This window comes from Lewinella sp. (assembly GCF_050633125.1).
Lineage (GTDB): Bacteria > Bacteroidota > Bacteroidia > Chitinophagales > Saprospiraceae > Lewinella.
The window spans coordinates 26102-44858 of sequence record NZ_JBOEFX010000092.1 but is presented as its reverse complement, the minus strand read 5'-3'; the positions used below and the strand labels follow the sequence as shown (position 1 = coordinate 44858).

Annotated in this window: 12 protein-coding genes and 1 tRNA gene; 5 read left to right on the top strand and 8 right to left on the bottom strand. The window is 46.3% G+C overall.

The window, feature by feature from the left end; translation table 11 throughout:
- Window positions 1-183 precede the first annotated feature (183 nt).
- The 7 genes from ACRBG0_RS19875 to ACRBG0_RS19845 all read right to left on the bottom strand — a co-directional run bounded on the left by ACRBG0_RS19875 (window position 184) and on the right by ACRBG0_RS19845 (window position 9386).
- Window positions 184-753 (bottom strand): hypothetical protein, encoded by a 570-nt coding sequence (locus ACRBG0_RS19875; RefSeq protein WP_431488600.1) that lies wholly within the window; start codon window positions 751-753, stop codon window positions 184-186.
- Between the two features lie 55 nt (window positions 754-808).
- Window positions 809-1522 (bottom strand): alpha/beta fold hydrolase, encoded by a 714-nt coding sequence (locus tag ACRBG0_RS19870; protein WP_431488599.1) that lies wholly within the window; start codon window positions 1520-1522, stop codon window positions 809-811.
- Window positions 1519-2202: a DUF4386 domain-containing protein gene (locus ACRBG0_RS19865; protein ID WP_431488598.1), complete on the bottom strand. Its 684-nt coding sequence runs from the start codon at window positions 2200-2202 to the stop codon at window positions 1519-1521. The genes ACRBG0_RS19870 and ACRBG0_RS19865 overlap by 4 nt, the downstream gene beginning before the upstream one ends.
- A 117-nt stretch (window positions 2203-2319) precedes the next feature.
- Window positions 2320-3561, bottom strand: a complete 1242-nt coding sequence (locus ACRBG0_RS19860; protein WP_431488597.1) for a serine hydrolase domain-containing protein — start codon at window positions 3559-3561, stop codon at window positions 2320-2322.
- Between the two features lie 163 nt (window positions 3562-3724).
- The gene (locus ACRBG0_RS19855) at window positions 3725-6121 is read right to left on the bottom strand and encodes a TonB-dependent receptor (RefSeq protein ID WP_431488596.1); all 2397 of its coding nucleotides are present in this window, start codon (window positions 6119-6121) and stop codon (window positions 3725-3727) included.
- Window positions 6122-6398: 277 nt separating this feature from the next.
- On the bottom strand, window positions 6399-8201 hold the full coding sequence (locus ACRBG0_RS19850; protein ID WP_431488595.1) for a tetratricopeptide repeat protein: 1803 nt from the start codon (window positions 8199-8201) through the stop codon (window positions 6399-6401).
- 438 nt (window positions 8202-8639) lie between these two features.
- Window positions 8640-9386 carry a hypothetical protein gene (locus ACRBG0_RS19845; RefSeq protein WP_431488594.1) on the bottom strand — a complete coding sequence of 249 codons (747 nt, stop codon included), beginning with the start codon at window positions 9384-9386 and terminating at the stop codon, window positions 8640-8642.
- A 380-nt stretch (window positions 9387-9766) separates the two neighbouring features.
- Here ACRBG0_RS19845 and ACRBG0_RS19840 point away from each other — a divergent pair, with 380 nt between their 5' ends.
- The gene (locus tag ACRBG0_RS19840) at window positions 9767-10114 is read left to right on the top strand and encodes a hypothetical protein (protein ID WP_431488593.1); all 348 of its coding nucleotides are present in this window, start codon (window positions 9767-9769) and stop codon (window positions 10112-10114) included.
- A gap of 82 nt (window positions 10115-10196) precedes the next feature.
- Here the strand turns inward: ACRBG0_RS19840 and ACRBG0_RS19835 are convergent.
- Window positions 10197-10268, bottom strand: a tRNA-Arg gene (locus tag ACRBG0_RS19835).
- A 95-nt stretch (window positions 10269-10363) separates the two neighbouring features.
- Between ACRBG0_RS19835 and ACRBG0_RS19830 the strand changes: the two genes are divergently transcribed.
- From ACRBG0_RS19830 to ACRBG0_RS19815, 4 genes are all read left to right on the top strand, one after another.
- Window positions 10364-10966 (top strand): hypothetical protein, encoded by a 603-nt coding sequence (locus ACRBG0_RS19830; protein ID WP_431488592.1) that lies wholly within the window; start codon window positions 10364-10366, stop codon window positions 10964-10966.
- Between the two features lie 22 nt (window positions 10967-10988).
- Complete coding sequence (locus ACRBG0_RS19825; protein ID WP_026211571.1) at window positions 10989-11357, top strand: MmcQ/YjbR family DNA-binding protein; 369 nt, start codon at window positions 10989-10991, stop codon at window positions 11355-11357.
- Window positions 11358-11445: 88 nt separating this feature from the next.
- Window positions 11446-12534 (top strand): NAD(P)/FAD-dependent oxidoreductase, encoded by a 1089-nt coding sequence (locus ACRBG0_RS19820; protein ID WP_431488601.1) that lies wholly within the window; start codon window positions 11446-11448, stop codon window positions 12532-12534.
- 98 nt (window positions 12535-12632) lie between these two features.
- Complete coding sequence (locus ACRBG0_RS19815) at window positions 12633-18644, top strand: alpha-2-macroglobulin family protein (RefSeq protein ID WP_431488591.1); 6012 nt, start codon at window positions 12633-12635, stop codon at window positions 18642-18644.
- Window positions 18645-18757 lie beyond the last annotated feature (113 nt).

Sequence of the window (18757 nt, the reverse complement as noted above, 5' to 3'; positions counted from 1 at the left end):
GCACCTAGCACCAAAGTCGGAAGTCGGAAATATTCATCGCACCCCGCACCAAGCACCCCGCACTTGAAAGTCAGAAGAGGGAAATCTGCCCCGTCGGAATACCTTGGACAAGTTCGCAAGTATTCATCGCACCCCGCACCAAAAACCGCACTCCGCACCAAAAAAACGCACCAAAAAAACATATCAATACCAAGTAAAACCAATACCCACTGAGAATGCCGCACCATCACGGTATTCATCACCATCGAGAAATACTCGGCCTAGGTGGATTTTACTTTGCAGATCAATCACGAAATTGTCGGTTTGACGTAACTCATAGCCGCTACTCAAGGTGACAGCACAGCCAAAGTTGAAGGTTTCATCCTTGATTTTTTTTATTTCATAAAGCGCAGGAGCATCAATGGCCAGCCCTACACCGCCACTGACCCACCACCGATTGTCGACCCAATATTGAATCGCAGGCACAAAACCTTCAAAGCTGCGGTCTTTGCCATCGTATTCGTAGATCATACCCGGAAAGGTGGCCAAAAGAGCTACTCGATCAGATAACATCATCCCCAACTTGAGGTTGGGAAGACTCAGCCCGCCGCTGGTTTTATCGAAAGGATTTTCCTGGTTACTATCGGAAACACTGATGGCGCCGCCGCCAATACCCAAGCCGATTACAAAGCCTTTTCGTTCTACTGTTCCGTTGTTTTGGGCAAATACATTTAGGGCACTCACTAGGAGCGCAAATAGCAATACGTTTTTCATTTTTGTTGAAGTTAGCAGCAATGATTCTCCTGTCATTCAGATCATTGCCCAATGATTAGAATTGGTTTTTAATAAAATTAGTGATACGCTCATAGCTTTGAGTAGTAATAACTACTTCTGTTGTTTCGAGCAACATCGTTTCTTGTAGAGAAGGAAAAATAGTTCTGGCGTAAGCCAATAATCCCCTGCCAGAAAAATCAGAATGCCCTTCCCTGGCAATGATGTACAGAGGAGTAGTAATACGATTCGCTTCCTCAGCTGTAATCAAAGGGTAATCTTCTTCTATCGGCGAACCCTCTTTTTGAATGACCCCTGCAGGGGCAATAAGAAAGGCACGTGTAATGCGATTTTTGAGAAAGTCCAGTGATTTCCATGCGATGAATCCTCCTTTTTCCAAGCCCACCAAAGTACCTTCTTCGATGTTCAGCCGAGTCAGTAATTCAAACATCCATTGGGCGTAGGATTCATCTGTTTTGGGGAGGGAAAACGGGGCACTCAAGTTAGTTTCTCCCAGTATATCGATGGCATAGACCCGAAAGTCTTGTAACAGGCCTTTAAAGGCTTCAATCATCAATGCTGCGTTACTTTGCGCCTCGTGTAGGAGTACCAACGGTGGCTTATCACTGGGCCCAAGGAACACGATGTGTGTATCACCAAAACTGGTTTCTATACTCGTCGATTGGTAAGGAGTAGCCAGCTCATCCAGTTTGTTGAAGTAGGAGTTTGTCAACTGCCAGCGGTCGTTTTTATGTTGGTTGGATAATTTCATGCCACTGTTTTTACACCTTTAATCAATAACCATACACAGAGAGAAAATTCTCCAATTACGGTGGGCAAAGTCACCAGCGAGGAAGTAGCTGCGCTGTAGTCTGTCAAAAGAAAGAACAAGAAGAAATCTACCAGAAAACTCATGCCAGCCACCAATAGCATTATGCCAAGAATCTTGGGGAAGTAGCCCGATTGGCAAACCAAATACCCCAAGGGAAACAGCCAAATACCGAAGAATATCTGCGCAATCCGATAGCCGTATTTGTGAAGCTCAAGAAAAAAGGCAACCATGCCCGTGAGTTGTTCATTACTAAAAGCATGGAGATATACACCTTCCTCGAGCAATAGAATCACGGCAAAGTGATGAAGCATATTCAAGCACATGATCGCTACTCCGATGGCTACACTCAAGAGCATCGACAAGGCGAAACGGCGATTTACGGATTCGAACAAACGGTATAACGTCAAGGCTAGATAGAAAAAAGCAACTTGCATCAGGAGGTCACTGAGAAAAGCCAGCCGGAACGATAGTTGATGATTGAGAATATTACTCACAGTTGCCTGTGAATGACCGGGCACAACCAGCTCAGCACGTACATGTAGTTCCGCAAACGTACCAAAGAGGATCACGATCAAATACAACAGTCCGGCTCTTCTGGCGATGTTCTTCTTGTTTGTCATAAAGTCGGGGATTAAACTTGTTCTGCTGGATCAGCTTGGTACGATTTGCCCCCGAGATGATCCTGGCAGAACAAGTCTATTAATAAAAAAGTCTGTTTTTATAGGTTTCGCTAACGCTTAATTCGCATCAGAAAATTCGTTGATCGCCGTTAGAATGGCGGTAGCCATCTCGGTAAATGCCTCCTCGTGCTCATCGGTAGAGGCATCCATGTTTGTCATTATGATAGACCCCACTGTGCCCTCTTCATTAAAGCGCAGGTCGCAGGCCGTTCCGGGGTCGCTGCCGTCGTGGAGAATAAAACCATTGCCCAAAAACCAGAATACACCTTGATTTTCGCCAACATAAGTGGGCAAAACTCCACTGGGCAACAAGGCAGATAATAGCATCTCGTAAGACGCCTGCGAGAATAGGGTAGTAGACTGTCCCTGTGCGCCTTTCATCATGTCTGTCAGGTATTTGCCCAGGTCTTCGTTGCTGGTGTGTATGCCTCCATCGGGGTAAGAATCATTGGTATATTTTGGAAAAGGCGTCTGTTCATCCCAATAAAGTTGGGCCACGTGTTGGGCATCCAAATCTGCCAAATCATAAGCCGTATCATCCATGCCCAACGGCTGGAAAACATTTTCCTGGACGTATACTTTGAAGTCTTTGCCAGTAGCTACTTCTACGAGGTATGCTGTGAGCGAAGAAGCAATGTTTGAATAATTCCAGGTATTCCCCGGTGCTGTATTGGCAAAGTTATCAGGGCTATAGCCTTCGCCGTCAGGCAGGTAATAGGCCGCCAGGAAATCGCCCAAAGCAATTGTCTGCCGTTGTTCAGCACCAATCTCCGTGAGGATTTGCGCGCCGAGCCCAGTGAGGTCCTCTCCGGGTAGAATGTGGTAAGCGGCGAGGTAATAATCAGGGGCATCCAACAGGCCCGAGGTGTGAGTCACCAGGTGTTTTACCTTGATGGCCGTGTTCGGTTGTTTGGGGTTGTTTACCTCAAAAGGCAAAAGATCATTGATGTTGGTCTCCAGCGTGAAGTAGCCCTCCTCAATCGCTTTTACCACAGCCGCAGCAATAAAGGTTTTGCTAATGGAACCAATCGGTAGCAAAGTCTGATTGGTGAAATCCTTTCCGGCAGCAATGTCGGCCTTGCCGAAAGCTTCCTGGTAAATAATCGCGTCATTTTTGACCACAGAAACAGCAAAGCCCGGTGCTTCAGCCGACGCGTAAATATTGTCTAAGGCAGCCGTCAATTCCTCCGCCGTCTCGATAGTCGTGGTTGCAGGTGGGGCGTCATCATCCTTGTCACAGGAAAAAACAAAAAGAGTCGTCAATAAAAGCGTAATGGAAAAAAGAAAAATGTTTTTCATTGTTTGATTTTTTGAATTAAAGTCTACCAAGTCAGAAATCACAAATCTTGCCTTGGTAGATTATGAATATTTGATTTTTTGGGCCATGCCGTCTCCGGGGTCGGCACTAGGCTGTCTGCCGCTCTACTAGGGCGCTTGCCCTGCAACGTTGCGAATTGATCTACTAGAAATAAACCCGGTACATCATGTTGGGCAGCAGCCCAAATTGGGTAGTGTTTCCAATTCCGTCGGAGGCATTCTGGTCGTAGTATTCGGTGAGTTTACCTTTGTTGTTGGTAATATTTTCGAGGTTGAGGAAGAGTTCGTGGGTAGCTGATTTACGAGCAATCTTATAACTCACAGAAAGCGTTATCTGATAGATATCTTCGAGGTCGTTTTCGTAAGCCTTGGCATAATCCCAATATTGATTATTGGCGGTGTCTACGGCTGCATTGCCTTGCGCGTCTCGTAAAATGGGAAGCACTTTTTGGCCACCACCCATAAAGAAGCGGGCATTGATGCCGAGGGTTTTATTATGTTTCTTGCCCAGTTGCGTAAATTCTTTACCACCCACCAGGTTGACCAAGTAGTTGGTGTTGAAGCGGGTGTTGCGGGTGATTCCCTCCAGCGTCTTGTACGCTGATTCGTAAATAGAAGTATTGGCGAGCAAGTAGTACCCATCAGAGAAGTACCGCTGTAGCGAAAGCTCAATGCCGTAATTTCGTCCTGTCCCTTCGTTCACCAAATCGACATATTTGATCTCGGCACCTTCGTTGATAGTCGCATAGTAGCTGGTGTCGTTGTTCTCCACCGGTAAGTCATAAAGATGCTGGTAATAAGCTTCAACTTTGCCGATCAGACCGGGAGCAAATTGGTGCTCGTAACCCAAAACAAAATGATGGGCTTTTAGTAGGTCCAGGTCTTTGTTGGGTTGGGTGGTATTACCCGCGCTGTCTTCAATTTTAGCAAAATAATGGTGAACGCTTTCCATCGTGCTGTGCAGCCCGTAGCCAAAACTCATAGTGTTGCGATCATTGACTTGCCAGCGAGCCGATAGGCGGGGCTCCAGCGTGTGCTTTTGGTTGAAAAACACATTGGTGTTGTGCAAGCCACCCACCAGGCTTATGTCGTCGTTCATGCGATACTTCCAGCTAACGTAGCTGCGGAGGTTACCCAATTGCTTGTCAAAATCTACCAAGGGACTCAGCGGTGAATCAATAGCTGGCCGCATCCGCTGGTCGATAAACTGGTCAAACAAAGTGTAGATCACACCAGCTTGTAATGTATGTTTTGGGTTGATCTCCCGGTGATAGGTACTACTGGCGCGGTAGGTGTTTTTCCGCAATTCGCTGGTGTAACTGTTGACGCCTGTACCCAGGGAGTCTGTTTTTTGGTAAACATCGTCATCAATACCTTCCAGTGAATACGACAAGGAGCTTTTGAGGTAGCCCTGCTTTCCAAAGCTGATCGTGTGATTCAGACCTGTATTGAAGAGGTAAGAAGCTTTTTCATAGTCTTCAAAAATTAAGCCACTCATGATCTCATCACCGGGCGTAGTCCAGTCTTCGGGCGTCGCGTTGACTATCGAAAAGTCACTCATGCCGCCTAGACCAAAGAGAGAGAAAGTTCCTGCTTTTTGCGTAGGTAGATTCAGCTTAAAGGCCGCATCTTGAAACCTTGGATTACCATCCACTTCTACCAAGCCAGCATCGTTGAGAATACTTGAGGTGGAGTAGCGGTAGTTGACCAAAAAAGAACCTCTGTAACCCTGTTTCAGCGGCCCTTCAACGGTCAGGTCGGTGCCTAATAGGCCGATCCCGAAAGTATATTCTCGCTTTTCATTGTTACCGTTTCTCAGTTTTACATCGTACACGCCAGACAAGGCATTGCCAAAAGTGGCAGGAAAGGCACCCATGTAGAAATCTGAAGTTGCCAGCAGGTTAGTATTCAGGGTACTGGTGGAGCCGAGCACTGCATTTTGGTCAGCAAAGTGATTGGGATTGGTAATGGGCACACCCTCCAGGGTCCACTGCATATATTTGGGGGAATTGCCGCGAACGATGATGTCATTACCACCAGTTCCTGAATTTGCCACCCCAGCGTAGTTGGCGGTAATAATGGACGGATCATTAAAGCTGCCGGTCATTCGGCTGATTTCTTCGGTAGAAATGGAACGGGCGCTGATCAAGGCCATCGAGTTGGTCGGAGTACCATTGCCTTGGAAGGCTTTTACCACGACTTCTTCCATATCAACAGCAGCCTGTTCCATCATGAGCTCCAGAACGACTTCCTTGCCGGAATTAACGACAATATTCGGAATGAGCGTATTGTCGTAGCCGAGGTAAGCCAAGCGTAAATCAATGCGACCCAGCGGTACTTTTGTGATCTTAAATTTACCATCAAGATCAGTGACATCCCCTTTTAGCGGCTCACTATTGACAATGATAACTTCGGCTCCAATAATAGGTTGGCGAGTATTGGCATCAATGATGGTGCCACGGACGGTCTGCGAAAGTTCCTGGCCCAAACCACTAAGGGCAAAGAACAGGATCAGCAGCGGTGTTAGAATTAAGTTTTGCATATCAACAAATTTTAGTGCTCAGTGCATTTTTGTTGACGCAAAGATGGGGGCTGTAACCGCCGCCATCGTCCGGTATTACATTTGTGAACTAGTTATGAGATTCCGTACTTTTAAAGCTTGATTGCTTTTGAGCGATTTTATGGATGGCAGACATGAGTCATTATGGTAATGAGCATCGCCAATATCACCAGCCCATCCAGCAAGGAAAACCGCTGAATGAATCCATCCGTAAATTAGGAAGGAAGATTGTGAGCTATAATAAGAGGCCTCGTCGAGATTACTGTTGTGATTTCACCCACTTCCGCGGAGTCATACCCTCCGTCTTTTTGAAGAAGGCATTAAAAACGGTCTTGGAATTGAAACCACTTTCATAAGCGAGCCCCAGCAGCGTCAGGTGGCTGTTGGCAGGGTCTAGTGCCTTGGTCTTAAAGACTTTTACCCGAAAAGCATTGATGAATTCATTAAAATTTTTGCCCACCTGATCGTTCAGTAACCACGATAGTTTATTGGGGTGTAGGTCAATGTGTTCGGCTAGTTGCCGCAAGGATAAAGAAGCGTCTAGAAACAGCTGTTCCTCCGTCATACTTTGATGTAGAGGCACCAGGTATTGTTCGATCTCTTCCGGTGTCATCAAAGCCGTACTGGTGGCCGGTTTTTCTGGGATAACGATGGTTTTGATAGGAGAGGGGCGGTAATTGCTTTGATCCGCAAAGTTCATTCGGTCATAAATGACCTGAAAGCGTTCGTCTGACCTGATATTGTCCCATATCCAGTGATGTTTGAGGGTCACTAACATCACGGAACGTTCTTGATAGCCGCGTTCCAGCCAAGCGATGGCCTCGTCGGGCATCTTTAGCATGGTGTACAGCATTGCTGGGTCCATGGGGTCGATGTAGTCCGTTTGTTTGATCTCCGCAAGGGCTTCTTTTTTCTGACCCATCAAAATCTTTACCATTAGGAGGTCCAGTTTGGCTAAGCCTTCCCCGTCAGAGATATCCAGTGCTTTTTGGATGGATAATTGAGCATCGTCGAACTTTCCGAGGTAACCCAAAACCAAGCCGCGCCACCGTTGCGCTTCGCCAAAATCGGCATCAATCTTCAGGGCATTATCAAAAGCTTGAAGAGCTTCTTCAAACCGTTGGGCAAAGAAAAAACACAGGCCTAGTTGCCAATGGCCAATGACGTGCAGCGGGTCGGTATCCAACAATTGCTGAGCGACATGAATTGCCCGATCATAGTCTTTTTGGATAAAGACGTAATAGTAGGAGATAAACTCATTCTGATTGGGTAGGCCGTTTTCAATCGCTTTGTTGTACTGAAACAAGGCGGCATCCCAATCCCAATCGAAGAAAAAGTGAATATAAGCCAGCACCTTATGCGCCAAAGGTTCTTGTTCATTGATGCTGAGGGCCTTCTTGGCGGCGATTCGTGCCTTGCCATGCGCCTCCGTGTTGGAGAGAATACCAAAACCAGCCTGATGGAGGTACGTCTCGCCGATATAAGCATAAGCTTGTGCATAGTGAGGATCAAGGGCTACGGCCTGTTGGAAATAGTCGAGTGCCTTTTTGATATCCTCAAAATCCTTCCGCTTGAGGTAGTAGCTTCCTTGCAGCAGTGCTTCGTAGGCGGCCGTGTTTTTGGTAGGCGCTTCTTTGGTGATAGTTCGGATATTGAAGTGCCCGAAGTTCTCCCGTATCTGGTCGGCAATGAGCAAGCTGATCTCATCCTGGAGGGCAAAAATATTGTCCATCTCCCGGTCAAAATTCTGTGACCAGATGTGCGCTCCGTCAGTGGTATCAATCAGTTGTGCCGTGATCCTGACCCAATTGTTGGCTTTGCGGATACTCCCTTCCAAAATAGTGCTTACCCCCAGCTGCTGGCCGATAGTCCGAATATCAATATTCTTGTTTTTGAAAGCAAAAGAAGAAGTGCGGGCGATCACCTTCAGCTCCTCAACGGTAGTGAGCGCATTGATGATTTCCTCCGTGATCCCGTCACTAAAGTACTCATTCTCAGAATCAGCACTCATGTTGACAAAAGGAAGGACCGCAATGGATTTGTTCTCGGGCAGAACGCTCATGCTTTAAAGAAGTGAGTTGTGGGGTTTGTGTGGCGGGCTAAGATAGGGAAAACTTGGGGATGGGAAGAGGAGTAGGGTTTCTATAAATCTGATAAAATGATGCACTTACTATTTTTGAAGATTTTTAAATTTAGACCACAGTAATAATATTTAATATTGCTTTATCTTTAGTTGGGGTGGTATGAGCCCGGTTGCCATGTTTGGTCAATTCTCAGTGATACGAAGAACGCATCATTTTATGCATCGGGGAATCAGATAAAGAGGGCAAAGGCCCGGACATGGTAGAATATTATGAAAAGGCTAAGTCTTTCGAGCGACGGATTAGCAAAAGGGAAGGCATGGAACTAGTAAGCAACGGAAGGCGATCTACTTGAGCTACGGGCGGTAATGCAGTAAACAAAATTGTTAATTGGTAGGGCGTGTGCGAGGGCTTGCGGCCTATTTTAGTTTTTGGATCACTCCAAATGCAAGTAAAAACAGGAATATTGCTATAAGTAGCTGTATTAGCTGAACGCCCAAAGATGGTGAGAGACTAAAGATAGATTTTATACTGCTCCAGAGTTTCTTTGTTATGTTATTCCAACGGTTTTGCTTCTGTTTCGGTGGTAGCGGGAAAGACTTTGAAGCTATGAAGGTTCCTAACTTTTCATCTTTCAGACGAGATATTTCGCCACTATAGTATCTAGCCTTATGAATTTCGTCAGCCCTGATCAGAATAGGCTTGTCAGTGTAAAGTGAACTGATATTAGTGTAGTATATGCCTTGATTAGAATTACTGCTGTAAGAGACTTTATTGATGAGGTTTAATGGTAGGTCAAAGTCTGGTAGAGTTGTGTGGATTTCTCCTGATCTGTAGTGAAGTGTTAAGAAGTGGAATCTGATTGACCTTTCATGGAGATAGAACAAAGTAAGCAAGAAGCCAATACCCTGCAATTGTATTTTATCTACTGTCTTTGTACCATTGCTAAGGCGTTCAATTCCATATCCCCAAAATGACCGCTCAATGATTCTTTTTTCTTCTACAAAGACTTTGAGGTTTTTAATTATCGCTGGGGTCCTTCTTGCTCTGATGCTGTTTTTGTCGAGTTCGTCAGTAACCATCTTTTCTACCTTCTGGAAAAAATAGTTGGAATTGAGTTTAGCTTTTATAGGGTTTTGCTCCATATCAGAGGGCTTTAAGGTCATTTAAGCGGCAAATTGGCCACGAAATGGCCACAATAGACTGGAAAGAATTTCCAGGAAGCATCTGTCAGTTAATCATTGGTTATTGCGCCCGTAATATACGGCTTTTTGCCTTACGCTTCAATTGTTTCTGAAAGAACAATAGCTTGCTTAATTGCTTAATTGCTTAATTGCTTAATTGCTTAATTGCTTGATGATCTTTTTTTGTCCAAAGCCTTACAGATATGAAATATGTAACCTTGTTTATTTTTGCATTACTTCTTTCCGGATGATCGAAAACTGAAAGCGCCCCAGGTTATGGGCAGTGGCAAGAAATTTCCCTTATAGATGATTTTGGAGACGAAACAGGAAAGACGGCTTTGCAATGTGTCGTTAAGGGGAAAGTGAATAATTCCGTCTTGGTGGAGCAAGACGCTTTTGGTGTGTTCTCTATCTCGGAAGGGATGATGAGTATTAAGCTGTTTGACTACTCGCTGGAAACCCCTGCTTATCTTCCTGAGCAATTCGACTGGTCAGTGGTGGAGATCAAGAAAGCGGACGGAGAAACAGAATATGAACAACTGCCGATTATTGACGGGTTTATAATCGACACGGAAAGGGTGATACTAGGAATGATGTTAGAAAGCGTCTATGTGGCAAAAATAATCGTCACTACAAAAAACGCAGACAAGAGCAAAAACAAATACCTCTTTGAAGTTGACACAAAAGGGCTTTTTGGGGATTCTGAATAGAAACTGACACTCATAGTGACACTTAGTGAAACAAAAAAAGACATAAATGACTGTTAGTCAGTCGTTTGTGGTCTTTTATTTGTAGCCCCACCGAGACTCGAACTCGGATCTAGCGTTTAGGAAACGCTTGTTCTATCCCTTGAACTATGGGGCCATGAACAGGAAGAAAGCAAATATAAGATGTTTAGTCTTATTCCATCTTACTCACTTGCTAAAAGCTTGTATCTTTCCGAAAATTTGTATTTCGGTATGCACAAAGCTTTTTCTTTCGTAAATCCTATTGCTGTCAAGGGGCTCAAAATGCCATCTCTTTCGCCTCAGATGATGTACCTGCTGACAACAGATGTTGAGCAATATGGCAAAGCAGCTATCTTGCGCCAATTGGCTCGCTTATTTGAGATTGATCTGGAAGAACTCTTACACCCCGTTTTAGAGCAGAAACCAGAAATATTTATGAATTATGACCCCGAAGAGGAGGAGTGGGAATTCCTGGGTGACCGTTCGAATAATGCCTTGTTGTTACGGACCTATCAGTTGGCACAATCCATGAAAACGGGCGAAGTAGATGATGAGACCACCGACTTTATGCAACAGCAAGGATGGTCGAGTTTCTCTGATTTGAAAGAAGCGATAGACAAGATGCTACAGCTGATCACCGACTATCCTTTTTTTGGTCGCGCGATCAAATACCAAGGTCAAGACGAGCTAAAACCGTATTTTGAACAAGCTATTCCTGAACACTCTAGTGAAGATAAGGTCATTACGACTTTCTACCAGGATGTACAAGCCTTAGCTGGTTTTTGTGCAGAAGCTAGTCAGCAAAAGTTGCTATGGTTCGCTAAACATTATTAGATCTTTTAAACCACCAAACACAATGACGCTGGAAACCTTCCACTCGTATTGCATGGCCAAGCCAGGCGTTGAAGAAACCTTCCCATTCAATGAATCCACACTCGTTTTTAAAGTGATGGGCAAAATGTTCGCCCTTTGCGGACTCGACAGAGAAGCGTTTGAGATAAACCTGAAATGTGACCCGGAATGGGGCGTAGAATTACGTGAGCGATACCCCGATATTCAACCCGGCTATCACATGAGCAAAATACACTGGAATACCGTCTTGGTTGAAGGCGATGTCCCCGAAAAACTCTTACTTCAGTTAATAGACCACAGCTACGACCTGGTTGTCAAAGGCCTCACCAAAAAACTGAAGCTGGAACTAGAAGAATTACGCAACCAGAACTGATGTGTGAAAAAAGGTGTAAAAGTTATAAAATAGGTGTAAAGGTGTAAAGGTTTTTTTCATCAACCATCAACTCTCGAACCATCAAACGATCCAACCAAAGAAAAACCATCTAACCATCAACCATCAACCATCAACCAAAAAGAACCTCATCATCGGCCACGGTATCGCCGGTGCTTTGCTTGGTTACTTCCTGGAACAAGCCGGCGAGGAGTGTATTTACCTTGATGCGCCCGACCAAAAGGCAGCCACCCAGGTTGCCGCAGGAATTATCAACCCGATTACGGGCCGCCGTTTTGTAAAGTCGTGGCGTATTGATGACTTGGTGCCTTTTGCTCAGCAGCTATACCGCAAGCTGGAGCAAGAACTGGATATTCGGTTTTATCACGAACGCCCTTTAGTCAGAACCCTCTTCAATCGAGGTGACGAAAACAATTGGCAAGCCAGGATACAAGAAGATGCTTACCAGAATTTTTTCCACGAACCGCCCCGTTTGGGGAATATTCCCACACTTACAGAACCTGCTTTCTCTTACCTCGAAGTAACCCAGACGGCACAAGTAACCATCGGCGTTTTGGTAGATGCTTTAAAGGCAAAACGAAAGAAAGAAGGTCGCTTTTATGATGAAGCTTTTGAGCCAGAGCAGCTGGTTATTCGTGAAAAGGATGTTCAGTATGGCGATTTGGTAGCAGATCGTGTCTTGTTTTGCGAAGGTTGGTGTGCCCGCTTCAATCCCTGGTTTGGCGATTTGCCTTACGGCGGAAACAAGGGTGAAGTGCTCCTCATTCGGCTGCCCAATGCCCAGTTGGAACAGATGTTTAAACACCGTGTTTTTATTGTTCCTTTTACGGACGATCTGTATTGGGTAGGTTCTACTTCCGAAAACCAGTTTACCAGTGACGAACCCACACCGGAAGGGAAAGCCTACCTGCAGGCTCGCCTGGAAGAGGTGCTTACCACGCCTTATGAACTGGTCGATCATCGGGCTGCTATCCGCCCAACGGTCAAAGATCGTCGGCCCTTTTTGGGGCTACACCTAACGTATCCGCAGCTTGGTATTTTCAACGGTCTGGGCACCAAAGGCGCTTCGTTGGCTCCTTTCTGGGCCAAACATTTTGCGGATTTTTTAGCTTTTAATAAAGAACTAGACTTTGCTGTGGACATTCAGCGTTTCAAATAAAAATACACACCATGCTGCTGCCTAATCGCCTATTTCTTCCTTTGTACAGACATTGCATTGCAATGTTTCTACTGCTATTTTTGACAATTACCTCCCTTATGGCCCAGGATATCCTTTCTAACGAACCATTCACCAAAGAATGGAACAATATCGATTCCCTTTACCAACAAGGGTTACCGGAATCGGCAGACGACGCACTTCTTGAATTAAAGGAGGAACTGGATGGAATGAATAGTGACGACCCTTTGCGGCAAGCACATGAAATCAAGGTTTTGTTATACCAGCTGGTGCTGGAAGCGCGGCAAGAACAGGGAGAATGGAATGCCCTGCAAACGCTGGAAGAGCTGACTGCTTACGCTGATCAGCCCACTAAAGCGATTTATCAGTCTTATCTGGCCGAAAAGTATCTCAACTACTGGCAAAATAACCGCTGGCAAATTGATCAGCGAACCGAACTTGCTGATACCAGCCCGACCACCGATGAAACAACCTGGAGTTCCCAAAGCTTCGTCAATCGTATCACCGACTTATACCTTTCTTCGCTTGCCGCAACAGAGCTGCGGGATAAAGACCTTGCCGCTTACGGCCCTTTAGTGGTTCCCGGCGAAAATGCGGAAGATTTGCGGCCCAGTATTTACGATTTACTACTGCACCGAACACTGCAATACTTCCAAAACAATGACGCTTTTCTTGGCGAACCTGCTTATGAACCGCTACTTGATAATGTGGCTTGGTTAGGGCCGGTTACGGACTTTATCGCTTTTAAATTACCAACCAGCGAAAAAGCAACCAGCTACCACCGTACCTTGGAAATTCTGCAAGAAGCCCTCCGTTGGTCTTTGCGTTTTCGAACAGATAGCAAAGCACAGCTTGACCTTGATCTTATCCGTCTCAAGCTGGTTTACGGGCAGTTGAATACAGAAGGTCGCCACGATGCTTATCGCAAAAGTTTAGAACGTCTGCAAAAACAGCACAAAAATACTCCCAAAGAGGCCATGGTACTCAAAGCGCTAATGACCTTTCACGAACAACAAGGATACACCTACAACCCAGGAGAGCCAGGAAAAGAAGAACTCCGCTGGGAATTCAAAAAAGCCATAGCAATAGCTAATGATGTTCGCGCTCGTTTTCCCAAAGAGCAGGCTGCAAGTGAGGCAACACAGTTACTCAATCGGTTATTACGCCCAGCGTTAAATACCTTGATCGAAGCGGTACAGCTACCACAGACACCTGCCTTGGTTTCAATATCTTACAATAATGTGGAGAAAGTCTACCTAAAAGCCATTCCAATCACGGTAGAGGAGTATCATGACCAAGATAAAACGACTACAGAACTGGAAACCATTGTAGGCAAAAAAGCTACCCTGGCATGGTCCGAAAATCTACCCCAACCCGGAGATTTTCGAGAGCATCAGGTAGAAACGGCCTTGCAGGGCTTACCCAACGGCGTGTATTGCCTAGCTGTCTCCACGAAGGCTGATTTTTCTTTCGAAGAAGGGAGCACAGTACTGACCTATTTTTGGGTGTCAGAATTGGCAATGATCCAAAATGTTGATGACGAAGGGCAGTATCAGATTAGGGTCGTAAATCGGAGAAGCGGCGAGCCTGTCCCCGCAGCCACGGTGAAGATATGGGCAGACAATCGCCGTAATCGCGATAATCAACCCATGAAGCAGCAAGCAGTTTATCAGACTGATGAAGATGGTAAGATCACTTTTCCGGGCGTTTCCCAAGGGCGGGTGGTGATTGAACTCATTAAAGGAGAGGATCGGTTGTACCCTTCCGAGTATTTGTGGCTCCGTAGTAACAACTACAGACGGCAGCAAAAATCACCGCCGTATACTGCCTTCTTTACCGATAGGGGGATCTACCGACCTGGACAGATCGTGTATTTTAAGACGCTGGCTTTACAAAAAGAAAAAGAATTAGCAGCCATTGTTCCAAACACAAAATTCTCGGTTAGCCTGTTGGATGCCAATAGCCAGGAAGTTGCTACGGTAGCTTTGCAAACCAATGAATTTGGCTCCGCACATGGTCAGTTTACCTTACCGCAAGGTGGCCTGTTGGGAACCATGTACCTGCGTTCTAACTTGGGCAACGGTACCACCCAATATTTACGTGTTGAAGAATATAAACGCCCTCGGTTTGAAGTAGAATTGGCTGATTTGAAAGAAGAACCCCGCTTATGGGATTCGGTTATGGTAGAAGGTACTGCTGCTGCTTATGCAGGACCAGCCATCGCCGATGCCAAAGTGAAATATACGGTGGTCAGAGAAACAGCTTTTCCTTGGTACCGTAGAGGGTATGGCCGTTATTTTCCTTCTTATGGGGAACCTAAGACGCTCGTTACAGGCACGACCACCACGGATGAGTCCGGGAAGTTTTCTTTCCGCTTTTTTGCTGACCCTGACGTCGCTGTAGAAGATCGCCAGTTTCCGACTTACTATTTCAAAATGAATGTAGAAGTTGTAGACGGTACGGGAGAAACCAGGATGGCCAATAAAAGTATTACCCTGACGGAATATCCATTTAGCTTGGATATACAAGCACCAGCATCTTTTGATCGCGAAGAAGGCCTTGTTTTTGGACTGGGCTGCAAAAACCTGGATGGGCAACCACTCGAAAAGGACGTTTCTATACAGATTGTACAGCTTGACGCCCCGACGAAGAATTACCATAATCGCTATTGGAGTCGACCTGATTTGCAGTTGCTAAAAGAGAAGGATTTTCGCGAATATTTTCCTTTGTTTACTTATAACAAAGAAGAGGAAAAAGAACACTGGCCCGAAGGCGATCAGGTGTATAGCACTACGTTGACACTGACTGGAAGTGATAGTCTTTCCATAGCTGCCAAAGATTGGAAGGTAGGCCATTATCGCGTCACCTTGCTGACGGTTACACCAGAAGGAGATACCTTGAAAACAACCCAGGATTTTCAGGTGCACGATTGGTCAAAAGGTAATTTTGCTGTAGGGGAGTGGCTTTACACACGGAAAAACGAAGCGCCTCTTCAGCCCAGTGATGTAGCAGAACTAGGACTAGGGGAGCAATCCGTCGACCTTCATGTTTTTTCTATCCTACAAAATCGTCAAACGACGCATTGGGAGCAGTGGCTAGAAGGGGAAACGGGCTTCGGTTATGAATTAGCGGAAGCTGATCGTGGTGGACTGAGCTGGAATGGGTTCTACATCACCAATAATCGTTATTACGAAACCTCGGCTTATTGGCCTGTTCCGTGGAAAAATAAGGAACTCGATATTACTTTTGAAACCTTCCGCTCCAAGCTGTACCCAGATGCAGAAGAAGAGTTTATCCTGCGAGTGGATGGACCAGACAAAGACAAGGTTGCTACGGAATTATTGGCCAGCATGTATGATGCCAGTTTGGATCAAATCAGACCATTTGACTGGACATTTCCAGCGTATCCAACCGGGATGGTAAGGCCCCAGTGGCAGGCGATGGGCTTCCGGCAGTTGCAAAACTATGCCAATTTCAATAGTCCGCCTGTGCCGTATGAGAAAGAGACCAATCTGGTTTATCCACGCCTTTGGTCCAGCTCCAGCTACGGTCGCCCTAATGCGTTTATGATGATGGACGGTGCACCAATGGACACAAGAATGCGCAGCACGATGGCCTTTAGTGAAGAGGAACCTGATATTACTATGTCGAAGATGAGAGCAGGTAGTGCTCCACCACCACCTCCGGCACCTTATGAAGCGATAACGAGTCCTGTAGGTGAAGCATCACCTGTGGGCCCTCCGCCAACAAAAATACGAACGAATCTGGGCGAGACGGCTTTCTTCTTTCCCCAGCTGGCTACAGATGCTGAGGGTAGGGTGGTACTCAAATTCCGTGCACCGGAATCTCTCACACGTTGGAAATTGCAGCTATTTGGTCACACCAAAGACCTGGCGTATGGCCTCTCCACAGAGGAGTTGGTGACGCAAAAAGAGTTGATGATCCTGCCCAATGCCCCACGCTTTTTGCGAGAAGGCGATCAAATAACTTTTACCGCTAAGGTGAGTAACCTCTCCGATAAAACACTCAGCGGCGAGGCTACACTGGAGCTGTTTGATGTGCAAACCAATGAAAGCATCGCCAGTGTTTACAGCTTGAAAGGGAAAAACACTGCTTTCAACCTGGCTACAGATGCTTCCCAAACGGTCAGTTGGTCGTTGATGGTGCCGAAAAAAGGAGCAGGCGTTTTGGGCTACCGCGTCATTGCCCGGGCAGGCGACTTTTCTGATGGCGAGGAAGCTGCTATTCAGGTATTGACCAACCGGGTGTTGATCACAGAAGCTCAGCCTTTGTTTGTACGTCCCAAGCAGACAAAAACGTTCACCTTGGAGCGTTTGCAAAACGCGGATGCGACCACAGATCAGCATGCTTTTCGCCTGGATATTACCAGTAACCCCGCATGGGAGGCGATCAAGGCACTGCCTTACCTACAGGAGTATCCATATGATTGTACGGAACAGATCGTCAATCGAATGTTTGCCAATAGTCTGGCTAGTAAGGTGGTCAAAGACTATCCAAAAATCAGAGAGGTTTTTGCCGATTGGCGAAGCAACAAGGAAGCGTTGAAAAGCCCACTTTACCAGAATGAAGAATTGAAAACAGCGCTATTAGAGGAAACGCCATGGGTAATGGAAGCCCAAAGTGAAAGCTTGCAAAGAGAACGCATCGCACTCTTGTTTGATCTAGACCGTCTGGCCAACGAGCAGGCTGTTGCCCAACGTAAGTTACTAGACCGACAGCCCCCAAATGGTGCTTTCAGTTGGTTTCCCGGTGGGCCGGAACAGTGGCACATGACTCAATATGTGGTAGAGCAGCTCTCGCACCTGCGGCAGCTTACGGGCGAAGAGATGAACTATGAGCTGAAAAATGCACTGGAAAACGCCATGCGTTACTGTGATCAGCAGGCTTATCAATGGTACCTCGAATTGGGCGAAGAGCAGAAAAAAGATAAAGTGTATGCTGCCAGCCCTCAAATCATCCACTACCTCTATACCCGCAACCTGAATTTAGATATCGACCTACTGCCGGAGCAAATGGCGATGTACGAATATTGCTGGTCGATGGTGACGGAACATTGGCTGGATGCCAGTTTGTTTGAGCAGGCCATGATTGCGCTTGCCGCAAAATACAGTAGTCGAGATGAGCTTGCTAACAAAATCTTCGCTTCTCTCAAAGAGCGTTCATTGTATTCAGAAGAGTTGGGCCGCTACTGGAAGCAAACCAACGGTTACTATTGGTACCAAAACAATGTGGAAACTCACGTAAAGCTGACCGAGCTTTTTGCTGTCATGAATGCCGATGGAGAGACCCTCTCTGAATTGAAGATATGGCTTCTGCGCAACAAAGAAACCAACCGTTGGGAAACGACTAAAGCCACTGCAGCGGCCGTCTTTGCCCTCGTGAGCACAGGCGACAACTGGCTGGGCGAGACGACACCACTAGAGGTGAGTTTCCCCAATTGGTCGAAAGATGCCTACGAGGCAAAAATAGCCACCGCGCAAGAGAATGCCGAAGCAGGCACTGGCGCGTATCAGGTGAAATGGACAGAAGAAGAAGAAGTGCAGCCAGCTATGGCAACGCTACGCTTGCGCAACCGCTCGAAAGCACCAGGATGGGGCGCCTTGTACTGGCAGTATTTTACCAGTATAGATGCCGTTACCAGAGATGGTGACAACCCGCTACGTATAGAACGCACCCTGTATCAACGTATCAATAACGGAGAGGGCGAAGTTTTGGAACCCTTGACCAATACTCCACAAGCAGGCGACCGAATCACCGTTCGCTTGGTGGTGCGTAATGATCGGGCGCTGGAGTATGTACACCTCAAAGATCTTCGTGCCAGTGGCTTGGAACCTATTGATCAACTGAGTAGCTACCGCTACCAGGGAGGCTTGGGTTACTACCAGCAAACCACCGATCTGGGTACTCATTTCTTCTTCCATTGGTTACCTGCCGGAGAATATGTATTGGAATACGACCTGGTTGTTTTCCATGAAGGCGATTTTTCTGGTGGCTTGTCTACCATCCAGTGTATGTATGCTCCTAAATTTGTGAGCCACAGTGAGGGGACAAGGTTGCAGGTAGGGCAGTAGCGAAGGCACTGTTTACCGTAGCTTGGGCTTCGGCCCTACGGTTGGGACACATCTTTTTGAAAACGGCTAGGCTTGTCGTAGTCTCCAGACTACGAACCTAGCGCAAGGCGTAG

What these genes read in the sequence shown, in the direction of transcription:
- ACRBG0_RS19875 (WP_431488600.1), bottom strand. Translation starts at nt 753, where the DNA reads ATGAAAAACGTATTGCTATTTGCGCTCCTAGTGAGTGCCCTAAATGTA.
- ACRBG0_RS19870 (WP_431488599.1), bottom strand. Translation starts at nt 1,522, where the DNA reads ATGAAATTATCCAACCAACATAAAAACGACCGCTGGCAGTTGACAAAC.
- ACRBG0_RS19865 (WP_431488598.1), bottom strand. Translation starts at nt 2,202, where the DNA reads ATGACAAACAAGAAGAACATCGCCAGAAGAGCCGGACTGTTGTATTTG.
- ACRBG0_RS19860 (WP_431488597.1), bottom strand. Translation starts at nt 3,561, where the DNA reads ATGAAAAACATTTTTCTTTTTTCCATTACGCTTTTATTGACGACTCTT.
- ACRBG0_RS19855 (WP_431488596.1), bottom strand. Translation starts at nt 6,121, where the DNA reads ATGCAAAACTTAATTCTAACACCGCTGCTGATCCTGTTCTTTGCCCTT.
- ACRBG0_RS19850 (WP_431488595.1), bottom strand. Translation starts at nt 8,201, where the DNA reads ATGAGCGTTCTGCCCGAGAACAAATCCATTGCGGTCCTTCCTTTTGTC.
- ACRBG0_RS19845 (WP_431488594.1), bottom strand. Translation starts at nt 9,386, where the DNA reads ATGACCTTAAAGCCCTCTGATATGGAGCAAAACCCTATAAAAGCTAAA.
- ACRBG0_RS19830 (WP_431488592.1), top strand. Translation starts at nt 10,364, where the DNA reads ATGCACAAAGCTTTTTCTTTCGTAAATCCTATTGCTGTCAAGGGGCTC.
- ACRBG0_RS19825 (WP_026211571.1), top strand. Translation starts at nt 10,989, where the DNA reads ATGACGCTGGAAACCTTCCACTCGTATTGCATGGCCAAGCCAGGCGTT.
- ACRBG0_RS19815 (WP_431488591.1), top strand. Translation starts at nt 12,633, where the DNA reads ATGGCCCAGGATATCCTTTCTAACGAACCATTCACCAAAGAATGGAAC.